Annotated in this window: 11 protein-coding genes and 1 tRNA gene; 9 read left to right on the top strand and 3 right to left on the bottom strand. The window is 68.5% G+C overall.

Annotation, left to right across the window (positions count from 1 at the left end; genetic code table 11):
• Window positions 1–81 precede the first annotated feature (81 nt).
• On the top strand, window positions 82–1137 hold the full coding sequence (gene cgtA / locus NUG21_RS14905) for an Obg family GTPase CgtA (RefSeq protein ID WP_263391282.1): 1056 nt from the start codon (window positions 82–84) through the stop codon (window positions 1135–1137).
• 121 nt (window positions 1138–1258) lie between these two features.
• Here the strand turns inward: cgtA and rpsT are convergent, their stop codons facing one another.
• Entirely contained in the window at window positions 1259–1531 is a 273-nt protein-coding gene (rpsT, locus tag NUG21_RS14900; protein ID WP_010341167.1) for a 30S ribosomal protein S20, read from the bottom strand.
• 116 nt (window positions 1532–1647) lie between these two features.
• Here rpsT and murJ point away from each other — a divergent pair, with 116 nt between their 5' ends.
• From murJ to ispH, 5 genes are all read left to right on the top strand, one after another.
• Window positions 1648–3240: a murein biosynthesis integral membrane protein MurJ gene (murJ, locus tag NUG21_RS14895; RefSeq protein WP_263393095.1), complete on the top strand. Its 1593-nt coding sequence runs from the start codon at window positions 1648–1650 to the stop codon at window positions 3238–3240.
• A gap of 196 nt (window positions 3241–3436) precedes the next feature.
• The gene (locus NUG21_RS14890; protein WP_263391281.1) at window positions 3437–4435 is read left to right on the top strand and encodes a bifunctional riboflavin kinase/FAD synthetase; all 999 of its coding nucleotides are present in this window, start codon (window positions 3437–3439) and stop codon (window positions 4433–4435) included.
• A 6-nt stretch (window positions 4436–4441) separates the two neighbouring features.
• The gene (gene ileS, locus NUG21_RS14885; protein WP_263391280.1) at window positions 4442–7273 is read left to right on the top strand and encodes an isoleucine--tRNA ligase; all 2832 of its coding nucleotides are present in this window, start codon (window positions 4442–4444) and stop codon (window positions 7271–7273) included.
• A gap of 109 nt (window positions 7274–7382) precedes the next feature.
• Window positions 7383–7886, top strand: a complete 504-nt coding sequence (gene lspA / locus NUG21_RS14880) for a signal peptidase II (protein WP_019797822.1) — start codon at window positions 7383–7385, stop codon at window positions 7884–7886.
• 57 nt (window positions 7887–7943) lie between these two features.
• On the top strand, window positions 7944–8894 hold the full coding sequence (gene ispH, locus NUG21_RS14875) for a 4-hydroxy-3-methylbut-2-enyl diphosphate reductase (protein ID WP_160947646.1): 951 nt from the start codon (window positions 7944–7946) through the stop codon (window positions 8892–8894).
• A gap of 393 nt (window positions 8895–9287) precedes the next feature.
• Here ispH and NUG21_RS14870 read toward each other — a convergent pair whose 3' ends face one another.
• Together NUG21_RS14870 and NUG21_RS14865 are read right to left on the bottom strand one after the other, a co-directional pair.
• Window positions 9288–9998, bottom strand: coding sequence for a hypothetical protein (locus NUG21_RS14870; protein WP_263391279.1), 711 nt, complete (start codon window positions 9996–9998; stop codon window positions 9288–9290).
• Window positions 9995–10951, bottom strand: a complete 957-nt coding sequence (locus NUG21_RS14865; RefSeq protein WP_263391278.1) for a hypothetical protein — start codon at window positions 10949–10951, stop codon at window positions 9995–9997. The genes NUG21_RS14870 and NUG21_RS14865 overlap by 4 nt, the downstream gene beginning before the upstream one ends.
• A 119-nt stretch (window positions 10952–11070) precedes the next feature.
• Between NUG21_RS14865 and NUG21_RS14860 the strand changes: the two genes are divergently transcribed.
• The 3 genes from NUG21_RS14860 to cyoB all read left to right on the top strand — a co-directional run bounded on the left by NUG21_RS14860 (window position 11071) and on the right by cyoB (window position 14403).
• Window positions 11071–11146: transfer RNA gene (locus NUG21_RS14860), tRNA-Thr, on the top strand.
• Window positions 11147–11461: 315 nt separating this feature from the next.
• A complete protein-coding gene (gene cyoA / locus NUG21_RS14855) occupies window positions 11462–12403 on the top strand; it encodes a ubiquinol oxidase subunit II (protein ID WP_242082211.1) in 942 nt (313 codons plus the stop codon).
• On the top strand, window positions 12403–14403 hold the full coding sequence (gene cyoB, locus NUG21_RS14850; RefSeq protein WP_160947650.1) for a cytochrome o ubiquinol oxidase subunit I: 2001 nt from the start codon (window positions 12403–12405) through the stop codon (window positions 14401–14403). The genes cyoA and cyoB overlap by 1 nt, the downstream gene beginning before the upstream one ends.
• Window positions 14404–14406: the final 3 nt, after the last annotated feature.

The raw sequence follows: 14406 nt of genomic DNA, 5'->3' as shown, positions 1-14406 counted from the left end.
TGCCTCCGTTCTTTTGCCGGGGTCGCTAAACTGCGGCGTCCGGTGGTTCTTTCCAATCCCGAATCGCGAATCCCGAATCCCATGAAGTTGGTAGACGAAGCGGAAATCCAGGTCACGGCCGGCAATGGCGGCAATGGCTGCATCGGCTTTCGCCGCGAGAAGTTCATCCCGCTGGGTGGGCCCGATGGTGGCGATGGCGGCAACGGCGGCAGCGTGTGGCTGGTTGCCGACGAAAATCTCAACACCCTGGTCGACTTCCGCCACCAGCGCGCGTTCCGCGCGCAGCGCGGCGAGAACGGCATGGGTCGGCAGATGTACGGCAAGGCCGGCGAGGATCTGACCATCACCGTGCCGGTCGGCACCGTGGTGGTCAACGTGGAGACCGACGAGGTCATCGGCGATCTGGTCGCGCACGGCGACCGCCTGCTGGTCGCGCAGGGCGGCAAGGGTGGCCTGGGCAACATGCATTTCAAGAGCTCGGTGACGCGTGCGCCGCGCAAGGCCACGCCGGGCGAAGAGGGCGAGCAGCGCACGCTCAAGCTGGAGCTGAAGCTGCTGGCCGACGTCGGCCTGCTGGGCTTCCCCAATGCCGGCAAGAGCACCTTCATCCGCGCCGTGTCCGCCGCCACGCCGAAGGTTGCCGACTATCCGTTCACCACGCTGTACCCGAACCTGGGCGTGGTCAGCGTCGAGGCCTACCGCAGCTTCGTGATCGCCGACATTCCCGGGCTGATCGAGGGGGCCGCCGATGGCGCCGGCCTCGGTGCGCAGTTCCTGCGTCACCTGCAGCGCACCCGCCTGCTGCTGCACCTGGTGGATCTGGCGCCGATGGAGGGCGGCGTGGACGGCGTCTCGCCGACCGAGCAGGTGCGCGCAATCGAGCGCGAGCTGCAGAAGCACGATCCGGAGCTGCTGGCCAAGCCGCGCTGGCTGGTGCTGAACAAGGCCGACCTGATGTTCGAGGACGAAGCGCGCGCGCTGGCCGAGCAGGTCGTCGCCGAGCTGGGCTGGACCCAGCCCTGGTACCTGGTGTCGGCGCTGGGCCGCGAAGGCACCTGGCCGATCATGAAGGACGTGATGGCGTTCTTCGACCGCCAGCGCGAGGGCGCGCTGGAGGCAGCCGCCGATGGCGCCTGAGCGCTGCGCCGCACCGCGGCGCGCAGGGCGGGGTGATGCGCACACGAAAAACCCGGCCGAGGCCGGGCTTTTTCGTGGTGCAGCCGGAAGCGCAGGCGCTCCCGGCGTCGACGGCAGCCGATCAGGCGGCGGTCTTGATCGCCTTGATGCGGGCGCTCAGGCGGCTCTTGTGACGGGCAGCCTTGTTCTTGTGGATCAGGCCGCGCGAGCTGAAACGGTCGAGGATCGGCTGGGCGATGGCGAAAGCGGCTTCGGCGCCGGCTGCGTCGTTGGCGTCCAGGGCCTTGATGACCTTCTTGACGGCGGTGCGCAGCATCGAACGCTGAGCCGTGTTGCGCGCGTTGCGCACGACGGTCTGCTTGGCGCGCTTCTTGGCGGACTTGATATTGGCCACGGTGGTGGTTTCCTGGAAAGCTGTGTGGTGGATAAAAACAAGCGGGAGAGTATGAAGCGTCCAAACATTCGCGTCAAGCCAATTGTCAAGAGGGTTGCCGCATGAGCACGCCGCGCATGCTCCGCGGGCTGCTCTCCTTCAGCAGCATGACCATGGTCTCGCGCGTGCTGGGGCTGGTGCGCGACCAAGCCATCACCATTTCCTTCGGCGCCAACGCCACCACCGACGCGTTTTGGGTGGCGTTCCGCATTCCCAACTTCCTGCGCCGGCTGTTCGCCGAGGGCTCGTTCGCCACCGCCTTCGTGCCCGTGTTCACCGAGGTGAAGGAAACCCGCCCGCACGCCGACCTGCGCGCGCTGATGTCGCGCGTGTCCGGCACCCTGGGCGGGGTGTTGCTGCTGGTCACCGCGCTGGGGCTGATCTTCACCCCGCAGGTGGCGATGCTGTTCAACCCCGGCGCCAGCGACGACCCGGCTAAGTTCGGGTTGATCGTCGACCTGCTGCGGCTGACCTTTCCGTTCCTGCTGTTCGTGTCGTTGACCGCGCTGGCCGGCGGCGCGCTCAACAGCTTCCACCGCTTTGGCCTGCCGGCGCTGACCCCGGTGATCCTCAACCTGTGCATGATCGCCGGCGCGCTGTGGCTGGCGCCGCGGCTGCAGGTGCCGATCCTGGCGATGGGCTGGGCGGTGCTGGTGGCCGGCGTGCTGCAGTTGCTGTTCCAGTTGCCGGCCCTGCGCGGCATCGACCTGCTGACCCTGCCGCGCTGGGGCTGGCAGCACCCGGACGTGCGTCGGGTGCTGACCCTGATGGTGCCGACCCTGTTCGGCTCCTCGATCGCGCAGATCAACCTGCTGCTGGACACGGTGATCGCCTCGTTCCTGTACGCCGGCTCGCAGAGCTGGCTGTCGCAGGCCGACCGCTTCCTGGAGCTGCCGCTGGGCGTGTTCGGCGTGGCCCTGGGCACGGTGATCCTGCCGGCGTTGTCGCGGCACCACGTCAAGACCGATCGCGCGGGCTTTTCCAGTGCGCTGGACTGGGGGCTGCGGACCACCCTGCTGATCGCGGTGCCGGCGATGCTGGGGCTGATGCTGCTGAGCCAGCCGCTGGTGGCGACCCTGTTCCAGTACGGCAAGTTCACCGCCTTCGACACGCGCATGGCGGCGATGTCGGTGTTCGGGCTGAGCTTCGGCCTGCCGGCGTTCGCCCTGCTCAAGGTGTTGCTGCCGGCGTTCTATTCGCGCCAGGACACGCGCACGCCGGTGCGCGCCGGCGTCGCCGCGCTGGTCGCCAACATGGCGCTGAACCTGCTGTTCCTGGCGATCCTGTACCAGTTGTGGGTGCCGGCGGAACTGCGCGCGCAGGGCGTGCGCGCAGCGCTGGAGGCGGTGCCGGGCCTGCACCTGGCGCTGGGCCTGGCCAGCGCGGTGGCCAGCTACCTCAACCTGTCGCTGCTGTGGCGCTGGCTGCGACGCGACCAGGTCTACCAGCCCAAGCCGGGCTGGGGCGGTTACCTGCTGCGCCTGGGCGTGGCCTGCGCGGCGATGGCCGCGGTGCTGGCGCTGGGCCTGCACTGGCTGCCGGCGTTCACCACCATGGACAAGTGGCACCGCATCGGCAGCCTGCTGCTGCTGGTGGGCGGCGGCGGCGCGGTGTATCTGCTTGCCTTGCTGGCGCTGGGCTTCCGGCCGCGGGATTTGCGCGAGAGCTGAGAAGGGCTGGGAGCGGGGATTCGGGATTCGTAGGAGCGGCTTCAGCCGCGACCTGGGTGTCCCGATGAAATCCCCCGGTCGCGGCTGAAGCCGCTCCTACGGTGGGCGCCGCGCCCGGGGCCTTGCCCCAACCGCTATACTCGACGGTTACGCATCATCGACCGGCGCCTCCCGCGCCGGCGCTTCGGACCGAGGAATGAGCAGGCTGTTTAGAGACGTCGAGGGCGGGACGCTGTTCCCGCAGGGAAGCGTGGTCTGCATCGGCGCCTTCGATGGCCTGCACCTGGGCCACCGCGCGCTGGTGCGGCAGGCGATCGCGCGCGCGCGCGAAGCGGGCGTGCCGGCGGTGGCGCTGAGCTTCGAGCCGCTGCCGCGCGAGTTCTTCGCCCCGGCCGCGCCGCCGCCGCGGCTGACCCTGGCCCGGGCCAAGGTGCAGGGCCTGCACCGGCTCGGTATCGACAGCGTCGGCCTGCTGCGCTTCGACCGGCGCATGGCGTCGATGAGCGCCGAGGACTTCGTGCAGCGCGTGCTGGTCGAGCGCCTGCGTGCGCGCGAGGTCTGGATCGGCCCGGCGTTCCGCTTCGGCCACAAGCGCGGCGGCGACATCGCGCTGCTGCGCGCGCTGGGCGCCCAGCACGGCTTCGCCGCCGACGAGATCGCGCCGGTGCACCTGCGCGAGGAACGCATCTCCAGCACCCGCATCCGCGAGTTGCTGGTGGCCGGGGAGTTCGCCCATGCCGCCGAGCTGCTGGGCCGCCCGTACGCGATCGGCGGCCGCGTGGTGCGCGGCAAGCAACTCGGGCGCACGCTCGGCTATCCCACCGCCAACCTGCGCTTCGCGCGGACCCCGGCGCTGTCCGGCATCTACGCCACCTGGGTGCATGGGGTGGCGGCGCAGCCGTGGCCGTCGGTATCCAGTTTCGGCACCCGCCCGACCGTGCAGGGCGTGGAGCCGCTGCTGGAAGCGCACCTGTTCGATTTCCAGGGCGACCTGTACGGTCGTCACATCGAGGTGGAGTTCGTCGCCAAGCTGCGCGACGAGGAAACCTTCGCCGATCTGCCGGCGCTGACCGCGCAGATGCACCGCGACGCCGCGCTGGCGCGGCAACTGCTCGCCGCGCCGGCCGCCACGGGCCTGGCGCCCGTGTCCGCCGCCCCGCGCGCGGACCTCCCCCTGAAGACCACCGACCGGTAACTGCCCGTGACCCAGGACTACAAAGCCACCCTCCATCTGCCGGCGACCGAGTTCCCGATGCGCGGCGACCTGCCCAAGCGCGAGCCGGACATCCTGGCGCGCTGGGAGAACGAGGGCCTGTACACGAAGCTGCGCGACAACGCCCAGGGCCGGCCGCTGTTCGTGCTGCACGACGGCCCGCCCTACGCCAATGGCGCGATCCACCTCGGCCATGCGGTCAACAAGATCCTCAAGGACATCATTGTCAAGTCCAAGTACCTGTCCGGCTTCGATGCGCCGTACATCCCGGGCTGGGATTGCCATGGCCTGCCGATCGAGATCGCGATCGAGAAGAAGTTCGGCAAGGTCGGGGTCAAGCTGGATGCGGTGCAGTTCCGGCAGAAGTGCCGTGAGTACGCCAACGAGCAGATCGATATCCAGCGCCGCGACTTCAAGCGCCTGGGCGTGATCGGCGACTGGGACAATCCCTACCGCACGCTGGACTTCCATTTCGAGGCCAACGAGATCCGTGCGCTGGCCAGGATCGTCGACAACGGCCACCTGACCCGCGGCGTGAAGCCGGTGCACTGGTGCTTCGACTGCGGTTCGGCGCTGGCCGAGGCGGAGATCGAGTACGCCGACAAGCAGTCGCCGACGGTGGATGTGGCCTATACCGCCCGCGACGGCGCGGCGCTGGCCGCCGCGTTCGGCGCGACCCTGCCGGACGGTGCCGAAGTGGCCGTGCCGATCTGGACCACCACGCCGTGGACGCTGCCGGCCTCGCTGGCGGTGTCGCTGGGGCCGGAGCTGGTCTATGCGCTGGTCGAAGGCCCGGCCCGCGACGGCCGCCGCCGCTGGCTGGTGCTGGCCGACGCGCTGGCCGAGCGCGCGCTGCAGCGCTACGGCGTCGATGAGGTGGTGGTGCACGGCCGCGTCGCCGGCGCGGCGCTGGAACACCAGGTGCTGGCGCATCCCTTCTACGACGAGCGCGACGTACCGGTGATCCTCGGCACCCACGTGTCCGATACCGACGGCACCGGCGCGGTGCATACCGCGCCCGGCCACGGCCAGGAGGACTACGTGGCGGTCAAGCCGTACGGGCTGCTGGAGCGCTACGGCGCGGCGCAGATCAACCCGGTCGATGCGCGCGGCGTGTACCTGCCGTCGACCCCCGCGGTCGATGGCACGGAACTGGCCGGGCTGCACATCTGGAAGGCCAACGACGTCATCGCCGACCTGCTGGCCGGGCGCTGGCTGCTGCTGGCGCGCGCCAGCATGGTCCACAGCTACCCGCATTGCTGGCGGCACAAGACCCCGATCGCGTTCCGCGCCACGCCGCAGTGGTTCATCTCGATGGAGCAGGCCAACCTGCGCGCCGAGGCGCTGCAGGCCATCGAGGGCGTGCACTGGTACCCGGCCTGGGGCCAGGCGCGCATCGCCGGCATGGTGGCCGGGCGCCCGGACTGGACGATCTCGCGCCAGCGCACCTGGGGCGTGCCGATCGCGCTGTTCGTGCATCGCGAGACCGGCGAGCCGCACCCGCGCAGCACCGAGTTGATGCGCCAGGTCGCCGACCGCGTCGAGGAGGGCGGGGTGGACGTGTGGTACGCGCTCGACGCTGCCGAGCTGCTCGGCGACGAGGCGGCCGACTACGAGAAGATCACCGACATCCTCGACGTCTGGTTCGATTCCGGCGTCACCCACGAGGCGGTGCTGACCGAACGCGGCCTGCCCAAGCCGGCCGACCTGTACCTGGAAGGCTCCGACCAGCACCGCGGCTGGTTCCAGTCCTCGCTGCTGACCGGCGTGGCGCTGGATCATGCCGCGCCGTACCGGCAGTGCCTGACCCACGGTTTCACCGTGGACGAGCACGGCCGCAAGATGTCCAAGTCGCTGGGCAATGGCATCGAGCCGCAGGACATCATGAAGACGCTGGGCGCGGACATCCTGCGCCTGTGGATCGCCTCGGCCGACTACAGCAACGAGATGTCGCTGTCGCAGGAGATCCTCAAGCGCAACGCCGACGCCTACCGGCGCCTGCGCAACACCGCGCGCTTCCTGCTCGGCAACCTGCACGGCTTCAACCCGACCATGCACCTGCGGCCGCTGCCGGAGCTGGTGGCGCTGGATCGCTGGATCGTGCACCGCGCCTACGAGGTGCAGGAGCAGGTCAAGGCCGCCTATGCGCGCTACGACTTCGCCGCGATCGTGCAGGCGCTGCTGAACTTCTGCAGCGTGGACCTGGGCTCGCTGTACCTGGACGTGACCAAGGACCGGCTGTACACGATGGCCGAGGACTCGCACGGCCGGCGCTCGGCGCAGACCGCGATGTTCCATGTGGCCGAGGCCTTCGTGCGCTGGATCGCGCCGATCCTGAGCTTCACCGCCGATGAGCTGTGGGGCTACCTGCCTGGCGCGCACCTGGGCAATGTGTTGTTCGCGACCTGGTACGAGGGCCTGGCGCCGTTGCCGGAAGACGCGCCGCTGAGCGCGGCCGACTTCGAGCAGTTGCTGGCGCTGCGCGAGCAGGTGGCCAAGGTGCTGGAGCCGATGCGCGGCAACGGCGTGATCGGCGCGGCGTTGGAGGCGGAGATCACCGTCGCTGCCGACGCCGCCACCGCGGCGAAGCTGCAGCCGCTGCAGGAGGAACTGCGCTTCCTGTTCATCAGCGGCGACGTGGTGGTGCGCGAGGCCACGACCGACGAGATCTTCGTCAGCGCCCAGGCCACCGAGAAGCCCAAGTGCGTGCGTTGCTGGCACTACCGCGCCGACGTCGGCGCCGACCCGGCGCACCCGGAGCTGTGCGGCCGCTGCGTCAGCAACATCGAAGGACCGGGCGAGGAGCGCCGCTGGTTCTGAGTCCCGTCCCCGGCCACGTCACTTGCGCGTCGCCGGGGCCAGCGGCGGCGCCGTGGCTGCGGCGCCGGCCGTCCTCCCTTTCCTTCTTCGCCCAAGGCGGACTTCCCGCATGACCGCACGACCCAACCCCTCCGCCCTGATCTGGCTGCTGCTGTCGGCCGTGGTGATCGGCCTGGACCAGTGGAGCAAGGCCTGGGTGCTGGCCAGCCTGCCCGAGTTCACCGCGGTGCCGGTGATTCCGGGCTTCTGGAACTGGTACCGGACCTACAACACCGGCGCTGCATTCAGTTTCCTGAGCCAGGCTGGCGGCTGGCAGCTCTGGTTCTTCACCGCGCTGGCGGTGGGCATCAGCGCCCTGCTGGCCTGGTGGCTGGCGCGCACGCCGCGCGGCGAGTGGCGCAGCGCGCTGCCGTACGCGCTGGTGATCGGCGGGGCGATCGGCAACGTGATCGACCGGCTGATGCACGGCCACGTGGTCGATTTCATCCAGTGGTACGTGGGCGAGCACTACTGGCCCTCGTTCAACATCGCCGACTCGGCGATCGTCGCCGGCGCCATCGGCATCGCCCTGTTCGGCGTGTTCGACGGCAAGGCGAAGCGAAAAGCGGGATAATCGGTGCCACTCTCCCTGTCGAAGCGCCTGGTCCCCTGCGGCCGGCGGATCTAGCTAATGGATGTCCTGCTCGCCAACCCCCGCGGCTTCTGCGCCGGCGTCGATCGCGCGATCGAGATCGTCAAGCGCGCCATCGAAACCCTGGGTGCGCCGATCTACGTGCGCCACGAGGTGGTGCACAACCGCTTCGTGGTCGACGACCTCAAGCAGCGCGGCGCGATCTTCGTCGAGGAACTGGACGAAGTGCCCGACGGCAATACGGTGATCTTCAGCGCCCACGGCGTGGCCCAGGCCGTGCGCCAGGAAGCCGAGCGGCGCGGGTTGAAGGTGTTCGACGCGACCTGCCCGCTGGTCACCAAGGTGCATTTCGAGGTGGCCCGGCACTGCCGTGCCGGCCGCGACGTGGTGCTGATCGGCCACGCCGGCCACCCGGAGGTGGAAGGCACGATGGGGCAGTGGGACCGCGAATGCGGCACCGGCCGCATCTACCTGGTCGAGGACATCGAGCAGGTCGCCACGCTGGACGTGAAGCAGCCGGAGAACCTGGCCTACACCACCCAGACCACGCTGTCGGTGGACGATACCCGCGGCATCATCGAGGCGCTGCGTGCACGCTACCCGGCGATGCAGGGCCCAAAGAACGACGACATCTGCTACGCCACCCAGAACCGCCAGGACGCGGTGCGCGACCTGGCCAGGGAGTGCGACCTGGTGCTGGTGGTCGGCTCGCCGAACAGCTCCAATTCCAACCGGCTGAGCGAGCTGGCGCGGCGCGACGGAGTGGAGTCCTACCTGATCGACGGCGCCGACGAGATCGACCCGGCCTGGATCGCCGGCAAGCGCCGGGTCGGCCTGACCGCCGGTGCCTCGGCGCCGCAGGTGCTGGTGGACGGGGTGATCGCGCGGCTGCGCGAACTCGGCGCCGACGGCGTGTCCGAACTGGCGGGCGAACCGGAATCGATGGTGTTCGCCCTGCCCAAGGAACTGCGGCTGCGCCTGGTCGACTGACGGACGCGTGCGGGCGCGCGTTTCTGCACTGGAGAGGCGGCTGTCGTGGCAAGCGTAGGAGCGGCTTCAGCCGCGACTGCCATTGCGTCGCGCCCGGCGCTGCTGATGGGCACTGCGACCAACCCGCTTTCACCGCAATCGAGCCGGATGCAGGTTTTCTCGTAGGAGCGGCTTCAGCCGCGACGGGCCTTATCGGGAACGCCCGTCGCGGCTGATCCCGAAAAGGGGACAAGAGCCGCTCCCACGAGATAGCCGAGACGGGCGCGATGCGCGCGCCAACAGGGGGTTGGCGGCGCCCCGAAGCCGCCTCACATGAGCGCGAGGCGTCCTGGCAGCGGTGCCGGCATCGCACGTCTGGCCTCCGGCGCCTGGCCGCGCCGCGGCCACCAACGCTCACTGGCGCTGCATGCCCCGCGGCCGCCCCTGCGCATCGAACAGGATGCCCATGGTGACGCGATCGCCTTCCACGCCATCGGGCATCCAGCGCAAGCGGCCGCGCCGGCCGATCAGTACGTACACGTGATCCACCTTCTCCGGCTCGGCGTGCAGCGCCTCGCCCTGTTCCTTCAGGGCCGTGGCCACCCGATAGGCACCTTCGAAATCGATGTCCTGCAAGGCGGCGGTGTCGGTGGCCGGCTTGAGGAACGGGCCGAACATGCGTGGATCCACCGGCGCGCCCTTGTGCCAGGCCTCGTCGTGGAAGCTGTAGTCGTCCACGTGGCCCGGCCGTGCGGGGTCCAGCAACTGGAGTCCGATCCGACCGTCGTAGAAATGCACGGCATGGAACACGCGCAGGTCGTGGCCCTGCAGGTCGGGCAGGTCCGCCAGCGCCTGCCGCGCCGCGCGCAGCCGCTCCGGGTCGAACAGCAGGTTGCCGCGCGATGCCGGCGGCGCCGGTTCGGCAGCAGGCGGGGCGGACGGGGTTACCGCCAGCGACTGTGGCGTGGAGGTGGCCTGCAGGGCGGCCGCCGGGTCCGTCGCCTGCGGGGGCGGCGCCGCCTGCAGGGTGACGCGGATGGTGTCCCAGGCGCCGCCGGCGAAGGCCAGGCCGCCGAGCAGCAGGACCACGCAGGCGAAGACCAGTGGGGTGGACGGCGTCTTCATGGCAGCTCCAGGTCGGCGCGGGCGGGGTGCTGCGGGTCGTACAGCACCGACACCGTCTCGCGCGGAAGCCGCCCGACGTCGAGCAGTGACACGAACCGTCGCATCGTCGCTTCGTGTGGAGTGCCCGACGCGTCCTCGAACGCCACGCGGAACTCCACCTGCGGCTGCTCGTTGAGGGTGGTGCCGGTCTGGCGCACGTCCAGCACCCGTGCACGGGCGCGCAGGCCGCGGTATGTCAGGGTCTCGTCGGTGGCGTTGTTGCGGATCACGCGCAGGATCACGCGCAGCGCCAGCAGGTAGCCGTTGAGCACCAGCGCGCACATCAGCAGCGGGTGGTTGAAGGTCAGGAAGGTCCAGCCCAGCCCGCGGTTCTGCAAGCGCCAGGCCACGACGTAGGCCGCACCGACCAGGACCACCAGCAGCACGGCGCCGGCCGCGCGGCGCCACAGGCTCGTGCGGTCCAGGGCCGGCTCGGCGTCTTCCAGCACCAGGTTCGGGGTGGTTCCCGGCGTGGTGCTCAGCCGCAGCGGCACGGTCCGGCCGCTCTCGAAGCGGCGTTGCGCCGGCTTGCGGTCCACGATCACCAGGGTGTCGCGGATGGGGGTGCCGGACAGGTTGTCGAAGGCCAGGGTCAGCGACAGCTGCGGCCAGCCCTTGACCTCGGCGCCGGTCGGTGCGGCGCGTTCGATCAGCGCCTCGCGGCGCACGCCGTGGGCGAGGATGTGGCGCACGCGTTGCAGTGCGCGTCCCGGCATCAGCAGCAGCGTGTCCAGGTAGGCGTAAAGCAGGTGCAGCCACAGGCACAGCGACAGCGCCAGCAGGGTCAGCGCCCATGCGGGCGAGCTGGGCTGGGCCAGTACGCGTGGCCAATCGCTGCCGAAGTAGAGGATGCAGGGGAAGGGCAGGGCGAAAAACAGCAGGAACGCGAGCCAGAACCAGGCGAACAACTTCACGATGCGCGGGGGATGCGGACGACGGGGCCGGGAGGGTAACCCATCGGTTGCGGCGCGCGCGCGAAGGCCCGGGCAGCGATTGACCCCGGCACGGGCCGACGCCTAGAATTGCCAGTTCCGCCGGAATAGCTCAGTCGGTAGAGCGGCGCATTCGTAATGCGTAGGTCGCAGGTTCGACTCCTGTTTCCGGCACCAGTTGCACCCAGAAGGCAGCCGCGAGGCTGCCTTCCTGGTTTCTGCGATGCCGCTTTCTGCGACGCACGTCCGTGGACGCGGCGACCTGCGACGCCGTGTCGCAGCCGGGTGCGGCAATGTGTCGCACATAAAAACGCGGCCTGGCGCCCGCTTGGGCTTGTCAATGGCTTCCGGAGTTGCGGCGCGGCAGCATAAAATGCGTCGTTGATCGCGCATGCCGGCCCGGATGCCGCGGCGGACGCGGGACAGCCCTTGTGCGGCGCCCCGCCTCCCGCTCCCGCGCGGTTCGCATCCCCTACGCAATTGGATCGTTCGATGATTCCGTTGAAACAACTCCGGCGCTCGCTGCGCTCCGGTCTGTTGCTGCTGGCCGCGCTGCTGCTGGCCGGCTGCAACTCGGCCATCCTCAACCCCAAGGGTCAGATCGGCCACGACGAGAAGACGCTGCTGATCACCTCGGTGGTGCTGATGCTGCTGGTGGTGATCCCGGTCATCGTGATGACCCTGGCCTTCGCCTGGCGCTACCGTGCGTCCAACACCAAGGCCCGCTACGAGCCGAACTGGTCGCACTCCACCGCGATCGAGGTGGTGGTGTGGTCGATCCCGTGCATGATCATCCTGGTCCTGGCGGTGCTGACCTGGCGCTCCTCGCATGCGCTGGATCCGTACAAGCCGCTGGAGTCGGACGTCAAGCCGATCACCATCGAGGCGGTGGCGCTGGACTGGAAGTGGATGTTCATCTATCCGGAGCAGGGCATCGCCACGGTCAACGAGATCGCGTTCCCGGTCGACACGCCGCTGAACTTCAAGATCACCTCCGACACGGTGATGAACTCGTTCTTCATCCCACACCTGGGCACGCAGATCTACGCGATGGCCGGCATGGAGACCAAGCTGCACCTGATCGCCAACGAGCCGGGCGAGATGTTCGGCCTGTCGGCGAACTACAGCGGCCACGGCTTCTCGAAGATGGGCTTCGCCGCGCACGCCACCGACCGCGCCGGCTTCGACGCGTGGGTGGCCAAGGTCAAGGCGTCGCAGAAGACCCTGAACCAGGCCGAGTTCCAGGTGCTGGCGGCCAACCGCAACGACAAGGCCGCCTACCCGGTGACGTACTACGCCTCGGTGCAGGACGGCCTGTTCAAGTCGTTGATCGACAAATACATGATGGGCAAGGGCCACAAGATGGAAGGCCACGACGCTCATCCGGCATCGGCTGCTGAGCCGGTCGCCATGTGCACTTCTGGAGACAAGTGATGCTAGGCAAACTCACGCTCGAGGCGGTTCCTTACCACGAGCCGATCATCATGGCGGCCCTCGGCGGCGCCGGCCTGCTCGGCCTGCTGGTGGTGGCCGCGGTCACCAAGTACAAGCTGTGGGGCTATCTCTGGAAGGAGTGGTTCACCTCGGTCGACCATAAGCGCATCGGTGTCATGTACATCGTGGTGGCGCTGGTCATGCTGCTGCGCGGCTTCGCCGACGCGGCGATGATGCGCACCCAGCAGGCGATCGCGCACGGCGGCAACGAAGGCATCTTCCCGCCGCACCACTACGATCAGATCTTCACCGCGCACGGCGTGATCATGATCTTCTTCATGGCCATGCCGTTCATGACCGGCCTGCTGAACCTGATCGTGCCGCTGCAGATCGGCGCGCGCGACGTGGCGTTCCCGTTCCTGAACTCGCTGAGCTTCTGGCTGTTCGTGGCCGGCGCGGCCCTGGTCAACATCTCCCTGGGCGTGGGCGAGTTCGCGCAGACCGGCTGGCTGGCCTACCCGCCGCTGTCCGGGCTGGAATACAGTCCAGGCGTCGGTGTCGACTACTACATCTGGGCGTTGCAGATCTCGGGCCTGGGCACATTGCTCACAGGCATCAACTTCTTCGTGACGATCATGCGCATGCGCGCGCCGGGCATGACCCTGATGCGCATGCCGATCTTCACCTGGACCGCGCTGATCACCAACATCCTGATCATCGCCGCGTTCCCGATCCTGACCGTGGCGCTGGCGCTGCTGGGTGCGGACCGTTACCTGGGCACGCACTTCTTCACCAACGACGGTGGCGGCAACGCCATGATGTACGTCAACCTGATCTGGATCTGGGGCCACCCGGAGGTCTACATCCTGATCCTGCCGGCGTTCGGCATCTTCTCCGAACTGATCGCCACCTTCAGCCGCAAGCGCCTGTTCGGCTACACCTCGATGGTGTACGCGACCTCGTGCATCGGCGTGCTGTCGTTCATCGTGTGGCTGCACCACTTCTTCACCATGGGTTCGGGCGCCAACGTCAATGCCTTCTTCGGCATCACGACGATGATCATCTCGATCCCCACCGGCGTGAAGATCTTCAACTGGCTGTTCACCATGTTCCGCGGCCGCGTGCACATGACCGCACCGGTGCTGTGGACCATCGGATTCATCATCACCTTCGTCATCGGCGGCATGACCGGCGTGATGCTGGCGATCCCGGCGGTGGACTTCGTGCTGCACAACAGCCTGTTCCTGATCGCGCACTTCCATAACGTGATCATCGGCGGCGTGGTGTTCGGCTACCTGGCAGGCCTGACCTACTGGTTCCCGAAGGCGTTCGGCTTCAAGCTCAACGAGAAGCTGGGCAAGGCCTCGTTTTGGTGCTGGATCATCGGCTTCTTCATCGCCTTCATGCCGCTGTACGTGCTCGGCTTCATGGGCATGACCCGGCGCATGAACAGCTACAACCATCCGGAGTGGGCGCCGTGGCTGATGGTGGCCGCGGCGGGTGCGGCGATCATCGGCACCGGCATCTTCCTGAACCTGGTGCAGATCGGCTACAGCATCTGGAAGCGCAAGGACAACCTGGACCTGACCGGCGACCCGTGGGACGGCCGGACCCTGGAGTGGGCGACCTCCTCGCCGCCGCCGTTCTACAACTTCGCGGTGCTGCCGCACATCGACGACCGCGACCAGTTCTGGGAAGACAAGCTCAAGGGCAAGGGCTGGACGCGTCCGGCCAAGTACGAACCGATCCACATGCCGCGCAACACGGCGGCGGGCTTCTGGATCGGCGCGTTCAGCATCGTCATGGGCTTTGCGCTGACCTGGCACATCTGGTGGATGGCGGTGATCGGCCTGGTCGGCATGATCGGCAGCTTCATCGCGCGCACCTTCGATGACGACATCGATTACTGGGTCCCGGCGGAGGAAGTGGAGCGCATCGAGAACGCGCGCTTCGCCCTGCTGGAACAGCAACACGCGGCCAACGCCGCAAAGGCGGTCTGAACC

It is taken from the genome of Xanthomonas sp. CFBP 8445, assembly GCF_025666235.1.
In the GTDB taxonomy this organism is placed as follows: domain Bacteria; phylum Pseudomonadota; class Gammaproteobacteria; order Xanthomonadales; family Xanthomonadaceae; genus Xanthomonas_A; species Xanthomonas_A indica.
This window is presented reverse-complemented; position numbering and strand designations above follow the sequence as displayed.